The organism is Corynebacterium sp. HMSC064E08 (assembly GCF_001811805.1).
GTDB lineage: Bacteria > Actinomycetota > Actinomycetes > Mycobacteriales > Mycobacteriaceae > Corynebacterium > Corynebacterium jeikeium_D.
This window is the reverse complement of record NZ_KV806700.1, coordinates 295,362-313,941: the sequence shown is the minus strand read 5'-3', so window position 1 is coordinate 313,941 and position 18,580 is coordinate 295,362. Positions and strand designations below refer to the sequence as shown.

At 59.5% G+C, this 18,580-nt stretch carries 14 protein-coding genes; 7 read left to right on the top strand and 7 right to left on the bottom strand.

What is annotated here, in order from left to right:
• Positions 1 to 386 precede the first annotated feature (386 nt).
• Complete coding sequence (locus HMPREF2820_RS07000; RefSeq protein ID WP_070603506.1) at positions 387 to 2,609, bottom strand: NADP-dependent isocitrate dehydrogenase; 2,223 nt, start codon at positions 2,607 to 2,609, stop codon at positions 387 to 389.
• Between the two features lie 265 nt (positions 2,610 to 2,874).
• Positions 2,875 to 3,903 carry a molecular chaperone DnaJ gene (locus HMPREF2820_RS06995; protein ID WP_070603505.1) on the bottom strand — a complete coding sequence of 343 codons (1,029 nt, stop codon included), beginning with the start codon at positions 3,901 to 3,903 and terminating at the stop codon, positions 2,875 to 2,877.
• Positions 3,904 to 4,299: 396 nt separating this feature from the next.
• Between HMPREF2820_RS06995 and HMPREF2820_RS06990 the strand changes: the two genes are divergently transcribed.
• Together HMPREF2820_RS06990 and HMPREF2820_RS06985 are read left to right on the top strand one after the other, a co-directional pair.
• A complete protein-coding gene (locus HMPREF2820_RS06990; protein WP_016422141.1) occupies positions 4,300 to 5,610 on the top strand; it encodes an MFS transporter in 1,311 nt (436 codons plus the stop codon).
• A 43-nt stretch (positions 5,611 to 5,653) separates the two neighbouring features.
• Positions 5,654 to 6,610: an exodeoxyribonuclease III gene (locus tag HMPREF2820_RS06985; RefSeq protein ID WP_070603504.1), complete on the top strand. Its 957-nt coding sequence runs from the start codon at positions 5,654 to 5,656 to the stop codon at positions 6,608 to 6,610.
• A 28-nt stretch (positions 6,611 to 6,638) separates the two neighbouring features.
• Here HMPREF2820_RS06985 and HMPREF2820_RS06980 read toward each other — a convergent pair whose 3' ends face one another.
• Complete coding sequence (locus HMPREF2820_RS06980) at positions 6,639 to 9,326, bottom strand: DUF6541 family protein (RefSeq protein WP_070603503.1); 2,688 nt, start codon at positions 9,324 to 9,326, stop codon at positions 6,639 to 6,641.
• A gap of 193 nt (positions 9,327 to 9,519) precedes the next feature.
• Here HMPREF2820_RS06980 and HMPREF2820_RS06975 point away from each other — a divergent pair, with 193 nt between their 5' ends.
• The 3 genes from HMPREF2820_RS06975 (at position 9,520) to HMPREF2820_RS06965 (ending at position 12,191) form a co-directional block, all read left to right on the top strand.
• Positions 9,520 to 9,951: a hypothetical protein gene (locus HMPREF2820_RS06975; RefSeq protein ID WP_070603502.1), complete on the top strand. Its 432-nt coding sequence runs from the start codon at positions 9,520 to 9,522 to the stop codon at positions 9,949 to 9,951.
• A 96-nt stretch (positions 9,952 to 10,047) separates the two neighbouring features.
• Positions 10,048 to 11,103: a tryptophan--tRNA ligase gene (trpS, locus tag HMPREF2820_RS06970; protein ID WP_038627786.1), complete on the top strand. Its 1,056-nt coding sequence runs from the start codon at positions 10,048 to 10,050 to the stop codon at positions 11,101 to 11,103.
• A 62-nt stretch (positions 11,104 to 11,165) separates the two neighbouring features.
• Positions 11,166 to 12,191: a YhjD/YihY/BrkB family envelope integrity protein gene (locus HMPREF2820_RS06965; protein ID WP_049182310.1), complete on the top strand. Its 1,026-nt coding sequence runs from the start codon at positions 11,166 to 11,168 to the stop codon at positions 12,189 to 12,191.
• On the opposite strand, the gene HMPREF2820_RS06960 is transcribed toward HMPREF2820_RS06965, so the two are convergent.
• Positions 12,192 to 13,442, bottom strand: a complete 1,251-nt coding sequence (locus tag HMPREF2820_RS06960) for a D-alanyl-D-alanine carboxypeptidase family protein (protein WP_210398708.1) — start codon at positions 13,440 to 13,442, stop codon at positions 12,192 to 12,194.
• Between the two features lie 156 nt (positions 13,443 to 13,598).
• On the opposite strand from HMPREF2820_RS06960, the gene HMPREF2820_RS06955 reads away from it, so the two are divergent.
• Entirely contained in the window at positions 13,599 to 14,828 is a 1,230-nt protein-coding gene (locus tag HMPREF2820_RS06955) for an adenosine deaminase (protein ID WP_016422148.1), read from the top strand.
• Positions 14,829 to 14,857: 29 nt separating this feature from the next.
• On the opposite strand, the gene HMPREF2820_RS06950 is transcribed toward HMPREF2820_RS06955, so the two are convergent.
• The 3 genes from HMPREF2820_RS06950 to HMPREF2820_RS06940 form a co-directional block, all read right to left on the bottom strand.
• Positions 14,858 to 16,099, bottom strand: a complete 1,242-nt coding sequence (locus HMPREF2820_RS06950) for a hypothetical protein (protein WP_016422149.1) — start codon at positions 16,097 to 16,099, stop codon at positions 14,858 to 14,860.
• A 132-nt stretch (positions 16,100 to 16,231) separates the two neighbouring features.
• Positions 16,232 to 17,278 (bottom strand): C40 family peptidase, encoded by a 1,047-nt coding sequence (locus tag HMPREF2820_RS06945; protein WP_246822236.1) that lies wholly within the window; start codon positions 17,276 to 17,278, stop codon positions 16,232 to 16,234.
• Positions 17,275 to 17,595: a hypothetical protein gene (locus HMPREF2820_RS06940; RefSeq protein ID WP_016422151.1), complete on the bottom strand. Its 321-nt coding sequence runs from the start codon at positions 17,593 to 17,595 to the stop codon at positions 17,275 to 17,277. Before HMPREF2820_RS06940 ends, HMPREF2820_RS06945 begins: the two co-directional genes overlap by 4 nt.
• 348 nt (positions 17,596 to 17,943) lie before the next feature.
• On the opposite strand from HMPREF2820_RS06940, the gene upp reads away from it, so the two are divergent.
• Complete coding sequence (gene upp, locus HMPREF2820_RS06935; RefSeq protein WP_005509916.1) at positions 17,944 to 18,579, top strand: uracil phosphoribosyltransferase; 636 nt, start codon at positions 17,944 to 17,946, stop codon at positions 18,577 to 18,579.
• Position 18,580: the final 1 nt, after the last annotated feature.

Below are 18,580 nucleotides of genomic sequence, written 5' to 3'. Positions count from 1 at the left end.
TGGGGGGGGGGGCGTGGGTGGTGCGTGGCGAGTGGTGTTCGACGGGTGGCGGTTTGCCGAAGGAGTTAGTGACTACCTTTATGACAGTTTGAAGGCAATTTTTTGGACAAAAGTGTCATAAAGGTAGTCAGTAACTCATGGGGTGAGGCACTGCGGTGCCGAGTGTCGAGGTGAGCCAAACAGGGGACTGAGTATGGGCGAAGGGTACCGTAAAGCGCCGAAAAGCACTGGATACTGTCAAGACCGTTAAGGAAGTCAGGGCATAGAAAAAGCCCCTCGCGCCATGTGCATCAAATGCAACATGAGCGAGGGGCTATCGCCCGAAACCGGCGGTCGGCCTAGGCCAGCCTGGGCCAACTAGGCCAGCCAGGAGCAAGCAGCTAGTCCTACTTCTTCAGGCCGTCGATGATCTCGTTGAACTCAGCGGACGGACGCATAACTGCGGAGGTCTTCTCATCGTCCGGCAGGAAGTAGCCACCCAGATCAGCTGGGGAACCCTGAGCATCAATCAGGGTCTTGGCGATGGACTCTTCCTTCTCCGTGAGAGCCTTAGCAACCGGGGCGAAAGCTTCCTTCAGCTCGGAGTTCTCGTCCTGCTTGGCCAGCTCCTGTGCCCAGTAGAGAGCCAGGTAGAAGTGGGAGCCGCGGTTGTCGATTTCGCCAGCCTTGCGGGACGGCGACTTGCCCTCGTCGAGTAGGGTAGCGGTTGCCTTATCCAGGGCCTCAGCCAGGACGCGTGGACGTGGGTCGTCGTCATGCTCAGCGGCGTAGCGCAGGGACTCGGCCAGTGCCAGGAACTCACCCAGGGAGTCCCAGCGCAGGTGGTTTTCTTCCTGAACCTGCTGGACGTGCTTCGGTGCGGAACCGCCTGCGCCGGTCTCGAACAGGCCGCCCCCGGCCATCAGCGGCACGACCGACAGCATCTTGGCGGAGGTGCCCAGCTCCATGATTGGGAACAGGTCGGTGAGGTAGTCACGCAGAACGTTACCGGTTACGGAAATGGTGTTCTCGCCGCGGCGGATGCGCTCGAGGGAGAACTTGGTAGCGGACACCGGATCCATGATGCGGATATCCAGACCCTCGGTGTCGTGGTCTGCCAGGTACTCGTTGACCTTGCTGATCAGGTTGTTGTCGTGCGCACGCTGCGGGTCCAGCCAGAACACTGCAGGGTCGCCAGTGATACGAGCGCGGTTAACGGCCAGCTTCACCCAGTCGCGGATTGGGGCGTCCTTGGTCTGGCAGGAGCGCCAGATGTCACCCTCGGCGACGTGGTGCTCAATCAGAACCTCGCCAGCGGAGTTGATGACCTGCAGGACACCGTCAACCGGAATCTGGAAAGTCTTGTCGTGGGAGCCGTACTCCTCAGCCTTCTGAGCCATCAGGCCGACGTTCGGGACAGAGCCCATGGTGGCCGGGTCGAAAGCGCCATTGGCGCGGCAGTCCTCGATAACAGCCTGGTAGACGCCTGCGTAGGAAGAGTCCGGGATGACTGCGAGGGTGTCGCGCTCCTCACCGTCCGGGCCCCAGCCCTTGCCGCCGTTGCGGATCAGGGCCGGCATGGAAGCGTCAACGATGACGTCAGACGGAACGTGGAGGTTGGTGATGCCCTTATCGGAGTTGACCATGTAAAGGGCCGGACCTTCCTTCAGGTCCTTCTCGATAGCGGACTTGACGGCCGCCGCAGTAGCGTCGTCAAGCTTGTGTAGGCCATCGAGCATGGCGCCCAGGCCGTTGTCCGGAGTCAGGTTGGCGGCAGCCAGCTTGGACTCGAACTTCGGGAAAACAGATGGCAGGAAGGCCTTGACAACCTCGCCGAAGATTAGCGGGTCGGAGACCTTCATCATGGTGGCCTTCAAGTGGACGGAGAACAGGATGTTCTCGCGCTGTGCGCGGCGAATCTGAGCGCGCAGGAAGTTGTCCAGGATGTGGACGTTCATGCCCGTGCCGTCAATAATCTCGCCCTTGAGGACCGGCATTTCCTTCTTCAGGGTGATGATCTGGCCGTCGTTAGCCTCGAGCTGGTAAGTCAGCTTGTCGTCTTCCGGCATGACAACCGACTTCTCATTGTGACGGAAGTCGTTGGAGGCCATGGTGGCGACGTTGGTCTTGGAGTCTGCGGACCAAGCGCCCATGCGGTGCGGGTGCTTGCGGGCGTAGTTCTTCACCGGCTCCGGAGCGCGGCGGTCGGAGTTGCCCTCACGCAGTACCGGGTTAACGGCAGAGCCCTTGACCTTGTCGAACTTGGCGCGGTCGGCGGTCTCTTCCTCGCCTTCCGGCTGCGACTTGTACTTCGGAATGTCATAGCCCTTTTCCTGCAGCTCTGCGACAGCGCGCTTAATCTGCGGGACGGATGCAGAGATATTCGGCAGCTTGATGATGTTGGCGTCCGGCTCCTTGACCAGCTTGCCCAGGGCTGCCAGCGCATCCTCTACCTTCTGCTCGTCCGAAAGACGCTCCGGGAACTGAGCCAGAATGCGGCCTGCGAGGGAGATGTCGCGGGTTTCAACATTGACACCAGCCTGGCTTGCAAATGCCTCCACGATTGGCTTCAGCGAGTAGCTCGCCAGCAGAGGGGCTTCGTCAGTACGGGTCCAAATAATTGTCGCCATAATTCATGTCTCCTATCTGTTTTGTTCCACGATAACCCAGTTTTGAATCTTGGGTTGTGTCGGGGCATAGCGCAAAAACAGTGATAGTGATATGAATAACGCAATTATGTGAGGCAAGTCACGAAATGCGCAATTATTTGTCGCTTATTCGCCGCTCTTCATTCCATTTTTCGCTTTACGACGGCCCCCGCGCTCAAACCCTTCAAATACGAAAAACCGCGCTGGGGTGTCGTGCACGCCGGCGCGGTTGTTCAGAGCAGCCTAGTTAGTTCTGCGTATTGTTCGGAGGATTGTTCTGGCCGAACTGGTAGCCCTGAGTGTTCTGAGACTGGGGGTACTGCGGAGCATAGCCCTGCCCCGGAGCCGACTGGGTAGTCCTGACCAGTTTCTGGCCACGGAACCATGCGCGCATGTCCTTGAGGAACATAAGAACGCAAGCCGCGATCAGCATGGCACCTGCGAGGAAGAGGACTACATCCACCCAGGAGCTCAAGAACAGGAGGGGGATGATGGTCATAGTCAACGCCAGTGGTGCCACGGTGACGCAGAAAAAGATTGGTGCCGTTGAGTCTTCGCCGCGGAGAATGGAGTGAATCCAGTATGCGGTCAAGGTGACAAGCATCATTCCCAGCAGTAAAAGGATTGGAACGAGAACGAGGGCGGCTGCAGCGCCCATCATGTAGCCAATACCCTCCCAAGAATCACCCAACGATGACTCTAGGCTGCCGAGATTGTTGGCGCCCTGGATGCTGAGCTTGATTGCGTACAGAACTGTGATGATGCCAATCAAGGTTGAAAAACCGACCAGGCCGGTAGTAATTCGGGGAATGAGCGGCATGCGCTGCCACATGTTCTGCAGTGTGGCGTTTGCCGGCAGTGGCGGTACATCCGTGGTCACCGTGGTGGTTACCGTCGCAGGTCCGTTTTGAGTTGGGGCGGACCACTGTGCTTGTTGATTCTGCTGTGCCGATGACGGCTGCGACTGGGCTTGCTGGGCTTGTGTCTGGAACGAGGATTCCTGCGCAGTGGGTACCGGGCGATTTGCCAGCCCGCGCAGCGTCGCAATGGTGATGGTGGCGTTCTCATCGGCCAGCAAAGCGTCGTATTCGCGACGACGTCCCTCATCGCCAAGCACTTGCAGCGCAGTGAGCTTCTCCTGGAACTCGCCGGAGTACTCCGAGACGCCAGCATCTCGCAGTTCGGAGAGTTGATTAGAAAGATTTGCATGGAGCTCTTCGGTGCTGGCTGCGCTATCCAGCGTCAGAGACTCGTAGAGGTTATAGCGGTCGCCCATAGTGGATCAAGATCCTATCGGTATTGCAGTTCGAAATATCTTTTAAAACAATTTACCTGGTAGCTATTACGGCAGCATCGAAGACCCGGAGCGCTCGATGGTAGGAAGTCCGTGGCGCTCGAAGGGAATTCGTAGTCCTCGGCAAACAATGCCGATTACAAAATGCATTGGGAAGAACTTGAGTGAGCGACTTCCACTAATGGCCGCAGATGTTATTCCGCGCACAAATACCCGGGGAACAGGCGGATTAAATAGCGAAATTTTTGTGTTGCGGAGTAGAGTCTCATTTTTCCCTTGCGGCTCCCCTCACGGTTTTGCGAGCCCGTCTTGGGTCGAAAGTCGAGGGGAACTGAGAGTCCACCAACTGGCGTAAGAAGAGAAAAGGAGACGGTCGCAATGACGTCGTCAAGCGAAGTAACAACCCACAACGACGACCACAAACCGCGTGCGCGTCGTGCGGGAGCGTTTAGCTCGCATCGCCGTCCTGTTCCGGTGCAGGACGACATCTCTGATCTACGCCGAATCTTGGTGATTGTGGCTCTGTCGGTCGGTGCATTCGGCATCGGCGTTACCGAGTTTGTGGCCATGGGCCTGCTGCCTTACATCGCTGATGCCTTCGGACGTGATGAGGATGCCGCAGGGCGCATGATTTCGATGTACGCACTCGGTGTTGTCGTGGGCGCACCCCTAATTACCGTGCTGACCGGCTCGATTCCGCGCAGGCGCATGCTCCTGCTGCTGATGGCGGCATTTACCATCGGCAATGGTGCCACGGTTTGGGCAGGCACACTGGGCTCTTTCGAAGCGGTCATGGTCTCGCGCTTCATTGCCGGTCTGCCGCACGGCGCGTATTTCTCGGTGGCGGCGCTGGTGGCGGCCTCCCTGGCTAAGCCGGGACAGCGCGGCAAGATGGTGGCTCTGTCGGGCGTGGGGTTGTCGGTGGCGACTGTGATTGGTGTGCCGGCCGCGCAGGTGCTGGGACAGATTTACGGTTGGCGCAGCGCCTTCGCGTTTGTCGCGGTCATCGGGCTGATCGCATTTGTTTCGCTGTGGTTCGCCGTGCCGCATATGAACCGCATGCCGAAGACACGTCCGATGGATGAGCTCTCGGCTCTGGTGACACCGCAGGTGCTGCTGACCGTCGCGATTGGCACCGTTGGTTTCGGCGGCATGTTCGCGGTTTACACCTACATCACCTGGACTATGACTCGCGAAGCGGGCATGAGCGAAAACCACATCTGGATTGTGCTGATGGCCTACGGCATCGGCATGGTTGTCGGTACTTACATCGGTGGCTGGCTCTCCGACCGCATCGGGGAGTGGGGCATCATGGTTGCGCTGGTGCTGATGGTAATCATGCTCAGCGTCTTCTACTTCACCTCACAGAATGCTGTGCTGGGCACGATCAACTTCCTCCTTATCGGTCTGCTGGGATCGGTATTGGTGCCTAATCTGCAGACCCGTCTGATGGATGTCGCCGGTCGCGCACAGACGCTGGCGGCAGCACTCAACCAGGCCGCATTGAACATGGCCAACGCATTCGGAGCGGCGCTCGGTGGTTGGGTCATTGCGTCCGGTTATGGCTACCGCGCACCGGCTTTGGGCGGCGCGACGTTGGCGATGTTGGCTATCTTCATCGCTCTGCCGACCATTGTTCTTTACCGCCGCTCACAGGCGAAGAAGGCCGAGCGCATCGAACTGCGCTAGGGGTCTTCAAGGCGTAGTGCACGCATAGGTAACGTATGAGGGCATGAGCCTTACAATCGCGACAATCAATGTCAACGGCATCCGCGCCGCCGTCAAGGAGCGCAGCGAAACCAATCTGGGATTGCTGGAGTGGCTGAAGCACACCAGTTCCGATGTCGTTTTGCTGCAGGAAGTCCGCGCCACCGACGACCAGGCACGCAAGGCCCTCGCGCCCGCTTTCGATGCCGGATGGCATTGGGTCGGTGCTGAAAACCTGGGTGCCAAGGGGCGCGCCGGCGTGGGCATTCTCTCGTGCTTTCCGCTTAACGACGTCCAGGTGGGCATCGGCTCCGAGGAGTTCGAAGAATCCGGTCGGTTTATCAGTGGTGTTGCCCCGGCAGCGGACACCGGCCTGGATGTGGATGTCCAGATTGCCAGCCTCTACCTGCCCTCTGGTGCCGCCCTGAGCGAGAAGCAGGATGAGAAGTACCGCTTCCTCGATGCCTTCTCCGACTACCTGGCCGAACTGGGTGCCAAGGGGCGCGACGGTCACCACGCAGTCATCGGCGGCGACTGGAACATCTGCCACCGCGAACAGGATTTGAAGAACTGGAAGACCAACCGCCGCAAGAGCGGTTTCCTACCGCAGGAGCGTGCCTGGATGGACTCGGTCTTCGGCTGCTGGCCCGATGAGGTTCCCCAGGATTCGCAGGTACAGGCCAGCGACAAGGAGCTGGAATCCGGTGCCTTCTCCGATGGTTCTGTGTGGGAGGCCCCGAAGCTCAATGCAGATCCGGTGTGGTTTGATGTCACTCGCCGTCTGCACCCAGAGGCCGACGGTCCCTGGTCCTGGTGGACCTACCGCGGTAAGGCGTTCGATACCGATGCCGGCTGGCGGATCGACTACCAGGCGGTAACCGAACCAATGCTCAAGCGTGCCGTCAGCTCGGTAGTGGATAAGCCTGCCGCCTACGACCTTCGCTGGACGGACCACGCGCCGGTGATCGTGGAGTACGCCTAAACCCGGCATACGCCTAACCCCGAGCGGACTAGTGTGCTCCGACGTCAGCGAACTCTGGGATTATCTCAGGCTCGGGAGCAGTTACGAGATGCCGGTTCTGCCGCAACATGGAGGCGATGCCGTCAACGATGGCGTCGGCCCATTTGTCCTGCATAGCGGGGTCGGCCAAATCGCGGGTGAGTTTTTCAGCGCCCACCGCTCCCAGCGATAGCGCAATTGTCGGCGCATGTGGCCGCGAACTCTGGTTCACCGCCACTGCCGGCGCCAGGCCGGTGCGAAACTCGGTTGGCACCCCGTTTGTGCTGTAACTGCTGTGCGGATTGAAACCTCGGTACACCATTCCGTCGCGCACACCCGCCGCCAACTGCCAATCGGCAGGAGCATCGTCCTCAGGTTCGAGAGACTTCACCACAGCGGATACCGAAAAGCCACGATCGCCGATGTTATCCCCAGAAAGAGTCTGGCCCTCTGATGAGCGACCGACGATTACGGTGGCTGCGCTCGCCGTGTCGTCGGCAAGCGAATGTGCGCCAACGATTGCGCCGCGCTGACGGAGCTTGTCGCTGGCGCGTTGCACGATGCTGTCGATGTGAGCGGAAGTATCCCCACTCAAACGCAGCGCGCGAGGCAGGTCGGCGTTGATAGCCTCGATGGCCTCGCGGCGAGAGTCGACGGTGATGTGCGCGCCGGCGAGCGGATCGACAGCCTCGTCAGGGGAGGGGACGATCGGCTGGCGCGGAGGCATCCACAGCGGATTGGGGCGCGCCGGGCGGTGTGGGGAACTGTTGACAACAGCGTGCAACTCTTCAGGTGAAAACATCTTGTTGACCGCGAAAATCATCACCGAACTGTCGTGATACACAGGCGTGAGCCCCGGCGCGTGCCATGCCCAGGAACGCATCGACAGCGCCTCCGTGCCATCCGTGTTCACACCCGGCGGGGAACTAATGATGTAGTGCACTCCCAATTTCTTCGCCATGGCATCGAACTCTGGATGTGAGCCCAGCAGGTCAACGTTTATCGGCAGCTTGTTGCTCGCCTCGGCAGTTTTGTCGGAGAAGGAGAAATGGCGGAACAGGGTCGGCAGTCCGGCGATGGCATACATCCACGCAGAACCGTCACGACGGTCATTGAGAATATGCCCCTCAAACGCATGCGGCTGTGCGGACAGCCAATCAATAGCTTCCATGTCCGCAGCGGTCACAAACGTGCTTCCGAAACTCTGGCGAATTGCCTCGCGCTGAGCAGGCCCACTCGCCCAGGTCGCAGGCACAATCGCCAGTGCCGCTACGAGCCCCATCGCCAGCGCAGGATTCCACGACTTGGTCGGCTGATCTCGCTTTGCGACGATCCACTGCGCCGCAGCCACAATCCCGACAACGGCAGCCGCGACTGCGTAGCCGACCAGCACTGCGCGCAGAATTCCCATAACCGCCTGCATGCGGTACGGCATGTCGTAGAAGAAAGTGCCAATAAACTTCAGATAGGTGCCGAACGGCTCAGACCAACGGGACTGCGCACTATCGGACACCACAAAGAGCAGCCCGAAAACCAGTGCCGGCCACGGCGCCCATGGGCTGTCTGGCAGGCGAGAGACAAGCGCCACCACCAGGCCGATGAGCACAAGAACCAGAACAGTCCGGGAAAAGATGGGCTCGTCAGCATAGCGGGAAAACCCAATCAGAGTTCGCCACAGTGATTCGGAGCGGGAAATCTCAATTTGGCCGGTAAAGCCCGCAACGGATTCGCCTTGCCCCCTCGCGGACAAAGCTGCCGGGAGAGTCATCACCAGGGCGAGCGCGCCGATAATTAGCGTGCGAACTAGGCCACTGACGCTCGGTTGGGTAATCAACCACAAGCCAACAAAGAGCACGGCAGCAATTGCGCCGGCCGGGTGGGTGATAAACGTGCCGACCAGGGCAAGCGCAGCGGGGACAATATAGCCCCGCATGGTCAAAGCCGCAGCAATCGGCAAAGCGGCCACCGCGAGCAGATACGGCATGGAGGAGGTGCGCCAAAGGGCCACCCAAATCTCCGGAAGCATCAGCGTCGCGACGGCAGCTGCGGGACCGGCATAGGCCGCCCACTTAGGACCAACTGCGGTGCGGGCTAGCACCGCAGTTGCTGCGGGAACAAGCAGCGCCGGGGCCAAGAACGCAAACACGTTGGAATCGAGGAAGACCGAGCCGGGCAGCAGCCCCGCCATGGCATGCCAGCCGGTGGGGTAGAACATTTCGGCCCCGGTCTCCTGATTCATCAGGTCACCGGCCGCGGTGGGCGAGGCTATTGCATGCTCGTCAATGAACCGGAGGAAGTTGGTATGCCAGAGCATGTCCCAGGCTTCGCGGATAGCGCCGGGGCCGCCAGGGACGTCGTTAAGCACGAGCATGGCGCGCATCGAGCCGACTACCGTAACTCCGACGACAATCATCGCGGTGACAACGCCGGAATCGAAGCCGTCTTCGGGCGTTGCTCGGGGGACGAATCTGCGCACCAGATAGCCAATAGCACAGAACCATGCCCACATGCCGGCCACGAAGAGCCAGGTGTAATCCAGCCCGAGCGCGTGAGACAACCATGCGGAAAAACCGGTCACACCCAGCATTAATGGGCCGGCAGATGCCAACGCGAGCGTGGGACGTAGCCCACTGGCCCAACCGAGAACTGCGCCTGGGACCAGCAGGATGAAGACGGCAACCGCAATGGCAGCGAGCATGGGACTCCTGACGGATAAGAGAATTGAATTAGTCCAATAATACCTGTGGGTTAGTTCGGCACTTGGGACGCGAGCGCCTAAGATTTGAAGAAGGACTGATGGGACTTCAGCCGCTGTAAAGCCCCCAGGTGCGAATTTGCACGGGGACCTAAAGCGAGCTCGGTGCGGACCAGGAAAGGAGAGGACATCCCCAGTGAAAAACGGCGAGAGCGATAACAAGCGGCACCAGATGGCCGATTTGGAAGCCATCGCGCGGAGTCTGCAGAACGATCCTGGCACTGCTGTCAATGTCCCAGTGGTCGTGACTTCCGGTGTCATTGTTGCGTTTATCGTGCTGTCTTTTGCCTACGCGTGGCCACTGTGGATTTCCCTCGGACTCATTGTTCTGCTGGGAGTCGTGATGGTCGTGTCCTACACCCGCAGGCCACCCGTAGCCCCGCTCGAGTTGACCCAGGGGGAGCGTGAGCGTGTTCGCCGTGTTCTCTCTGAACACGGCATTCGCCCAGCGATCACGTTGGTGCGCGCACTGTACCCCGAGGAATCGCCAGCCGCTGCGGCGCGCACCGTCAAATTGCTATCCGATCGAATGCTTGTGGAGCAGGGGGACGAGGGGCGTCGGGGCTAGCTTTTGGCAGTCGGTTTCCTGCAAAAGCCCGTGGTGTTGTCGAAACGGGTACGTCGTCGACTCTCAACTGCGGGCCTCGCGCTAAACTTATTGGCTATGAGTGAAAGCAAGGGTCCTGAAGCAACTAATCCTGCACCGAGTGCTCGTAAGCAGCGCGTTCTGTCCGGCATTCAGCCGACCGCAGATTCCTACCACCTGGGCAACTACCTGGGAGCATTGAAGAACTGGATTAATCTGCAGGATGACTTCGACGCTTACTACTTCATTCCAGACCTGCACGCCATCACTGTCGAGCAGAATCCGAAGGAGCTGCGTCAGCGCACTATCGCAGGTGCCGCACAGCTGATTGCACTTGGTATTGATCCGGAGAAGTCGGTGCTGTTCGTGCAGTCGCATGTGCCCGAGCACGCGGAGCTCGGATGGGTGCTGACCTGCTTGACTGGCTTTGGTGAAGCCAGCCGTATGACGCAGTTTAAGGACAAGTCCTCTCGTCAGGGCGCGGAACACACCTCCGCTGGTTTGTTTGCGTACCCGATGCTGATGGCCGCCGACATTCTGCTCTACCGCCCACAGCTGGTGCCGGTGGGCGAGGACCAACGCCAGCACCTCGAGCTGACGCGTAACCTGGCGCAGCGCTTCAACTCCCGCTACAAGAAAACGTTCGTTGTGCCGGATCCGCACATCATGGAAGGCTCCGCCAAGATTTATGACTTGCAGGGTCCGACCTCGAAGATGAGCAAGTCGGGTGCAAACCCGAAGGGCATTATTAATCTGTTGGACGACCCAAAGGTCTCTGCCAAGCGCATTCGCTCGGCCGTTACCGACAACGATGGCGAAATTCGTTTCGACCGTGAGAACAAGCCGGGCGTATCCAACCTGCTGGTCATTCAGTCGGCGTTGACCGACAAGCCTGTCGACGAGCTCGTTGCCGGCTACGAAGGCGCAGGCTACGGCCAGCTGAAGGCTGATACCGCAGATGCGCTGGAAGCATTCACCACGCCACTGCGTGCTCGCTATGAGGAGCTCATGGCTGATCGCGGTGAGTTGGAACGAATCCTGGCCGAAGGCGCTGACCGTGCCCGTGAAGTTGCCGCCAAGACACTTGCAGATGTGTACGAGCGCGTCGGGTTCCTGAAGGCTGCCAACCGTTAATCCAGCTGTAGACTCTGCGCTTCAGTCTCCGTACCGAAAGCTGGCACGTTAAGGTAGAGGACATGGCAACCTCTACTCAAAAAGATCCGAAGAGAACGGACCGCTATGGCATCGAGCGTGTACACGCCGATGAACCGAGCGCAATCGACCGCCTCCGCGAAAAGTGGACGTGGTTCGATCACATTATGCGGATGCAGGAGCGCTACTCTGAGCAGGGTGGCAACTTTTTTGCCGCCGCTGTCACGTACTTCTCCGTGCTGTCGATTTTCCCCCTTATCATGACGGCATTTGCCATCCTCGCGCTTGTGTTGCGTGGTAATGAGCAACTGCTCGAGCAAATTCAGTCCGCTATCACAGACTCCATCGATGGGTCGATGGGCGACACCATCAACGCAATTATTGAAGGTGCGATCGATCAGGCCGGTGGCGTTTTCACCGTCGGTTTCATCGCCACCCTGTGGTCGGGTCTTAGTTGGATGAGCAACCTCTCCAACGCAGTGACACAGCTGTGGAAGCGCCCGCTAGGCGCTAGCAACTTCGTGATGGGAAAGGTTCGCGACCTGCTGCGTCTGCTGGGCATGCTGGTTATGATCCTGCTGACCTTCGCTGTCACCGCGGCCGGCTCTTCCGGACTGACACAGTCCCTGCTGGACAAGATTGGTCTGGCCCATGTCCCGGGAATCACAATAATCGCAGGATTGATTGCCATCGCCATTGGTCTCGTCGCCAACTGGCTGCTGTTCTTCTGGATGCTCGCTTTCCTGCCACGCGGGGGTGCCCCGTTCCGCTCTGCGGCAAAGGGCGCGATTATCGGTGCGATTGGCCTTGAGGTTGTCAAGCAGCTCGGTAGCGTTTTCTTCTCCAACGCCCTGTCGAACCCGGCCGGTGCAGTTTTCGGTCCGGTCATCGGTTTGATGGTCGTCTTCTACCTCATCTGGCGCATCACTATGTACGCCACTGCCTGGACCGCGACGACCGAAGAAGCGCTTGCCGACGAGGAGCTGGATGCGCCTGCTCCTGCTGTCATTAACGTCCGTGCGGAAGCGGCCAACCCGTCCGGATTGAACCGCCTGCTCGGTTCGAAATAATTAGCCGCGATCGCGTCTGCCGAAGCGGTAGGTGACCATCGCAATCAATGCGATGACACCTACGATGGCAGCGCTGACAGTAATTTTCAGCCCGGTTCCTGTTGACTCGTCGTCCAGGATATCGGGCAATTTTTCTACCAACGTATTCTCAGTCGCTTCCGCTTCGAGGACACCGACAGAGCTGTCCTGCGGGGCCGCGAAGCCGGCGTCGAGAAGCGATGCTGCCTGCTCCCAGGGGCGCGGTGAATCCTCCACAGTGGCGTCGAGAACGATGACGCCGAGACGACGGCCATCGCGCTCAGCCACCCCAGCGAAGGTGTGACGGGTATCGTCGGTAAAACCAGTCTTGCCTCCAAGGGCGCCGGGGTAGTCCTGGGCAATCAGCTGATTGTCGTTGGCGATTTCGAAGTCATCGACCTCGAGAGCCTTGTCTCCGGGGATGGTGGCCAGGCGGGTGGCCGAGAGCTTGCGATAGGTCTCATTGTTGAATGCGTGCTGGAAGAACAGTGACATGTCGTATGCCGACGTCATCTGTCCCGGAGCATCGAGACCAGTCGGGTTGACCACTCGCGTATCCGTCGCCCCCAACTTCTTTGCCAGGGCATTGACCTTCTCTGTGGTCTTATCCATGCCACCAAGTTCGCGGGCCAAGGCGTGGCCGGTGTCGTTGCCGGAGTTAAGCAACAGACCAGTCAGGAGCGTTTCTACCGAGTAGTTCACGTCCTCGACGATGCCGACACGAGAGCCCTCCATGTTCGCGTCCTCGAAGGTCGCCTTGACTGGGGTGTCGAGCTTCAAATTCTCGATTGCCTCCATCGCCAGCAGCACCTTAATAATCGATGCCGGACGGTAGCGGCCGTGCGGGTCCTTCGCCGCAAGGACATCGCCGGATTTCAAATCGAACACCGTCCATGCAGAGGCGGAGAGGTCCTTCGGAACGTCAAACCCCTCACCGCTGACAATGCCGCAGGCGGACATCTTGCTACCTCCAGCCGGCTTTTGAGGAACCGGAAGTGGAGCGGGAGATGTTTCGCCGGGAGCCGGAACCTCGGAGGAATCCACTGGTGCTGGTGGAAGGGTCTTGTAGGGGCAGCCCTCCGTGTCACGGATATCAGGTGCGGGACCGACAATCGGGGCGTCGTCGGTAAGCGAGGTGCTCTGCGCCATGGCTGCGGGGGCGGTGCTCGGCAGAAGCAGAGCGCTGGTAGCTAGCAGCGTAACGGCAGATGAGAAGCGGCGAGAGGGAAACATGATGAAATAAGGGTAGTAAAACGTCACCCGAAATGACGTATTCGTCGTGTGTGGATGGGGGAAAACGGGGGAGCGGAAGCCTTTGTACAAAGCAGAATTACGATTCACCGGCAGTGAAGTAGAAGCGGAGGGCACAGTACCGATAGTCTGGCCATTATGACTAATTCTTTGCACAGTGATGCTCAGTCTCTGGACACACAGTCTTCGGCATCGAATCTCGATGAGATGCGCAAGGTTGTCGCCAGCCTGCCCAAGGTACTGCTTCACGATCACCTCGATGGCGGCCTGCGCCCGCAGACCGTTATCGACCTGGCCGCGGACTGCGGTTACACCGATCAGTTGCCCACCACCGACGTGGATGAACTGGAGAAGTGGTTCATTGACACCGGCAACTCTGGCTCGTTGCCGAGCTACCTGACCGCCTTCGCGCACACCTGCGCCGTCATGCAGACCGCTGAGTCGCTGACGCGCGTGGCGCGTGAGGCCGTCGAGGATCTGGCCGCCGACAACGTCGTCTACGCTGAGCTGCGCCTGGCTCCGGAAAACCATTTGGAAAAGGGCCTGGATATGCAGGCTGTCATCGACGCACTGGTCGAAGGCCTGGCGCAGGGTGAAGCCCATGCCGCCGCTGAGGGAAAGCACATCACCGCACGTCTGCTGGTCTGTGCGATGCGCCAGAATGACAATTCCAAGGAAGTCGCACAGCTGGTCATCGACAACTACGGGAAGAACTCCGACGGGTACGTTGTCGGTTTTGACATCGCTGGACCGGAAAACGGCTTCCCACCGGCTAACCATGCCGAAGCATTCACCATGCTGCGGGAAAACCTCATTCCGGTCACCATTCACGCAGGTGAAGACGCCGGTGTGGATTCGTTGCAGGACGCTGTCGTGCAAGGTGCTCGCCGCCTGGGTCACGGCGTGCGCATCTACGAGGACTTCGGTGCTTCCCTCGAGGGCATCGAATGCCAGGAGGTTGCCTCCGCTATTCGTGACCGCCAGATTCCGCTGGAAATCTGCCCGACCTCCAACGTTCAGACTGGTGTCTGTGACAGCGTTGCGGATCACCCGTTCTCGCTTCTCGACGATATGAGTTTCGCCTGCACGGTCAACACGGATAACCGTCTGATTGGTGCGACTTCCATGACCCGGGAGTGCATGGAGTTGGTGGAGAACTTCGGTTACGGCTACAGCGAGCTGTTCGAACTGACCTCGAATGCGCTAAACAATGCATTCGTGGATCTGCCGACCCGCGAGCACATCATGGACACCATTATTTACCCCGCTTACCTGCAGCTTATCGACAACAGCGACGAGGACATCGAAACTGATGTCAACGGTGCGGGTTTCGGTGCCGAAGATGAGCTGAACCTGACGCTGGACTAGCCAGCGCCGGCCAGCTTTGCTGGGAGGAGCTAGATCTTGGTCGTGAACCGAGCGGCCAAGTCCTTCTCCAGCTGCCTCCAGCCCTCGGCCTCATCGTCGTAAGGCGGAACTGGCTCGGACATTTCTCCGGTGTCCAGCAGGAAGTTCAGCAGCCACTGCAGCTGCTGGTTGCCCGCCAGTACCTCGTTCACGGCATCATCTCCAGCCCAGTCAGCGGCGTCTGCGAGTAGCTCGTACGCGCGGGCGAGCTGGGCGGTGTCCACGGCGTTCGGGCCCTTTTCAATGTCCTCGGCCAGACCGGTAAACGAGTACTCATTGTCCTCGTGCACTACGGCCTCCAGTTCACCTGCGTTGGCCGCGGTGATGATTTCATCCCACGTCGTCAGCGCCGACATGTCGTGATGCTTGTGCTCCAGCAGCCAACGCACCATCGTGCGGGGCTGTGAGAACGTGTGAATCTCACCGGCGCTGCCCAGGAATAGCGGGCGACGTCCCATGTAACAACGCAAGGTGTAGAGCGTGCGGCCAGCGATGGAGATCTTGATCGGGTCGATGCCAGCGTTGGCCCACACCGTCTGATCGTACGGATCGCCGGCGGTCTCCTCTGCGGACTTCTTTTCCTCTTCGCGCTTCTTCTCCGCCGCTTCACGACGCTCACGCTCCGCGGCCTCCGCTTCCTTTAATGCGGCTGCAGCAGCGGTTTCAGACTCTTCATCGATGCTCGGAGTATTTGCGCCGATGGCGTCGATAGCGTCAATGCAATTGTCCCAGTTGGTCAAGATGACATTGCCGATAGCCGACCACTGAGCGGCGCCACTGCCCTGGAAGTGATCAGCACCATTTTGTGTGGCAGCCAGGACAGAGTGAGAGGCGAACATCTGGTTGATCGGAGTGAGATCCGCGATTGCACCAATCGAGCGAGTGATGGCAAGAATGCGATCTGCGCGCGAAACATGGTCGTAGTCGGCCCGGCCGGCCAGAATCTCTGGCAGCCCAATCAGGTCATAGCGGTGGCGTGGCGCCGCGATGGCCGCTCCCGGTAGCTGCTGGTTGAAGTTTCGCCAGCTGGGGTGCTGCGTGAAGTCGTGAGGGGCATCCGACTGTAGGAAAGCCAGGAGCTTTGCCGCCGATGAGAACAAATAGATGTCATCACCGCGGCCGAGCAGAGCCTGCCACTCGGAGCCACCCTCACGCCAGCTTGGAGCCCACAACGTGTAAAAGGTGCCCGAGGTCAGCTCGAGTTCGATAGGAACGATGCCTTTCCTGGCCATAGTTTTCGTCGCAGCCCTTCTGCTTGTTGGTGATTATTAAAACTCAAAAATTGTCATACCTGCAGCGCCCCCACGGGTGGCAAGTTTGCGTATTCCTATCTTAGAAGTTTTACGACGCAGATACCCACCGCACTATCCGGTCGGACGGTAGAACCCCTTAAACGGCATGCCGATGTTGGTCGTACGCACGGGGTTTACCTGCACCGGATCGCCCGCTTCGACCATCTTTCCGTCACCGATAACCATGGCGACATGGCCGTCCCACACTGCAAGATCGCCAGGTAGCAGTTCATCCTGTCTCACCTGTCTGCCGACGGCCTGTGCTTCTGCCGTGCGGGGAATATCAACACCAGCTTGCCCGTAGGCCCAGTGCGTTAAGCCTGAACAATCGAGCGCCTGCCCCGGAGTATTTCCGCCCCAACCATAGGGCGTTCCGACGGCACTGAGTGCAGCCTTCACCGCAGCTTGGGCCTCTGGTGTGGGCGCGCCGGCTCCAGCATCCGCAGGTACCGGCGCGCTGCCCGAATCGGACGACGCCTCCGAACCATCTGCAGCGTCGGTAGCGCTAGCCGGTCCTGGGGTGTTCGTCGACGTAGAAGCGAGGGCGGCTTGAGTGGTACCTGGGGACTCCAACTGTGCCGAGTGAGGTGGGGTAGGGGTGTCTACCGCGGTACTCGCTTGCTGTATCAGCGACTGCACCAGAGGTCGCAGTTCTTGCTCTAGTTTCATGAGCCGCGCAATGGCCTGGGAGATCGCGGAACTGGCCGCTGAGGCTAGGCTGGCGCCGGTCGCGGCGAGACCAGCGGGCCCCGCAGCTGTCGCAGTCAACGAGCCCATGGCGGAAGTGACAAAATCCATGGCAATCCGGGCCAAATCAGTGGCCGCTGACATTACTGCGGCCAGCCCCTTGGCAATGTCACTGTCAATGGTTCCGGCGCGAGTTTCCAAGTCGGCTGCCGCATTTGCAGCCCGTTTGAGACTTGTTCCCGCGGCCCCTGCTCCGGAACCAGCGCCATCGCCCCAGTTGCGGTCAACGGAATCTGCCACTGAGCGCCAGGCGGTACTCGCGGCGGGTATTGCGGCCCCTGCAAGTCCTGCCAGTGCGGGTGCGATGGCAGGACTTAGCTGTTGTGCAATCGCGGTGGGGACCTCCGTAAGTAGATTGGTGGGAAGCATCATGCACCGCCCATTCCGCGAGTTGCAACGGCTCCCATTTTCGGTGAGATGGACTGCAGCGCATATGCGCCGGCATCTTCAGCAGTGGACACCGCAGAGACAAGAGCGTTCAGTGCACGAGCAGCGCTGGTGCCGTACTCATTCAGCTCAGCTACATGCTCGTGTTGGTGCTGTAGAGCAGTGGCTGCAGCGTGACAGAAGGGCCCAGCAAACGGGACGTCGCCAAGCGAGAGCAGTGCGCTGATACCCAAGTCAGCGCCGCTGACCTGCTGCGACAACGCGTCAAGGCGCGTGGCATCGGCAGAAATAAGCTCTGGCACCAGCGTAAAGACTGAGTCATTCCCGCTAGTGGCCGGAGAGAGAAACGATTGGCTGTGGGAACTGTGTGGTGATGGACGGGACAATGTTGACGGCCTCTCTAGGAAATTCGCGTGTGGTTCAACACTCAGTGCTGTGGCTGAACGGCTAGCGGGGTTCGGACGGCGGCTGAGCGGCAAGTGGTTTGGTAGTAAGCGGGCTTACGCAAATGGGGCGCAGTAAAAAGCCCTCGTATTGTTAGGCGCGAAAAAGGCCGATTCGGTTCCATATTTTTTTGGGGAACGCGTTTTCAGAAATTTGCTTTTGCCGGCACCAGAGCAGCAAAAGCAAAGCAATGTATTTTGGAAGGCATGGAGATTACCGTTGTCAACCATCCCTTGGCACAGTCACGTTTGACCATTCTGCGCGACGCGCGCACTGATAATGCGGGCTTCCGTGCGGCACTCGCCGATCTGGGCGCAATGCTGATTTACGAGGCAAGCCGGGAGCTGCCCGTCGATAACTTCGATGTTCAGACCCCAATCACCACCGCGCCAGGTTACCGTTTGCAGGATCCGCCGATTATTGTTCCCGTCATTCGTGCGGGGCTTGGCATGATCGATCCGTCGCTGTCGATGATTCCGGATGCGCAGGTGGGCTTTATCGGCTTGGCTCGTAATGAGGAAACCCATGAGCCGGTGCCGTACCTCGAGGCGCTGCCGGAGGATCTGTCCGGGCGCACTGTCTTCCTGGTCGACCCAATGCTGGCAACCGGCGGTTCACTGCTACATGCCCTGAAGCTGTTGGTGGATCGCGGCGCGGACAACATCACGGCCGTGTGCATCATTTCCGCACAGCAGGGTGTCGATGCCTTGAAGGAGTCCGGTCTCCCGGTGCGTCTTGTCACTACTGTGGTGGACCCGGATCTTAACGAGGATGCCTACATCGTGCCGGGGCTGGGAGATGCGGGCGACCGCCTCTACGGTCCCCGCAACATTGATCTTTAAG

Coding starts and splice junctions, on each gene's coding strand:
- HMPREF2820_RS07000 (WP_070603506.1), bottom strand. CDS start 2,609: ATGGCGACAATTATTTGGACCCGTACTGACGAAGCCCCTCTGCTGGCG.
- HMPREF2820_RS06995 (WP_070603505.1), bottom strand. CDS start 3,903: ATGGGCGACCGCTATAACCTCTACGAGTCTCTGACGCTGGATAGCGCA.
- HMPREF2820_RS06990 (WP_016422141.1), top strand. CDS start 4,300: ATGACGTCGTCAAGCGAAGTAACAACCCACAACGACGACCACAAACCG.
- HMPREF2820_RS06985 (WP_070603504.1), top strand. CDS start 5,654: ATGAGCCTTACAATCGCGACAATCAATGTCAACGGCATCCGCGCCGCC.
- HMPREF2820_RS06980 (WP_070603503.1), bottom strand. CDS start 9,326: ATGCTCGCTGCCATTGCGGTTGCCGTCTTCATCCTGCTGGTCCCAGGC.
- trpS (WP_038627786.1), top strand. CDS start 10,048: ATGAGTGAAAGCAAGGGTCCTGAAGCAACTAATCCTGCACCGAGTGCT.
- HMPREF2820_RS06965 (WP_049182310.1), top strand. CDS start 11,166: ATGGCAACCTCTACTCAAAAAGATCCGAAGAGAACGGACCGCTATGGC.
- HMPREF2820_RS06960 (WP_210398708.1), bottom strand. CDS start 13,442: ATGTTTCCCTCTCGCCGCTTCTCATCTGCCGTTACGCTGCTAGCTACC.
- HMPREF2820_RS06955 (WP_016422148.1), top strand. CDS start 13,599: ATGACTAATTCTTTGCACAGTGATGCTCAGTCTCTGGACACACAGTCT.
- HMPREF2820_RS06950 (WP_016422149.1), bottom strand. CDS start 16,099: ATGGCCAGGAAAGGCATCGTTCCTATCGAACTCGAGCTGACCTCGGGC.
- HMPREF2820_RS06945 (WP_246822236.1), bottom strand. CDS start 17,278: ATGATGCTTCCCACCAATCTACTTACGGAGGTCCCCACCGCGATTGCA.
- upp (WP_005509916.1), top strand. CDS start 17,944: ATGGAGATTACCGTTGTCAACCATCCCTTGGCACAGTCACGTTTGACC.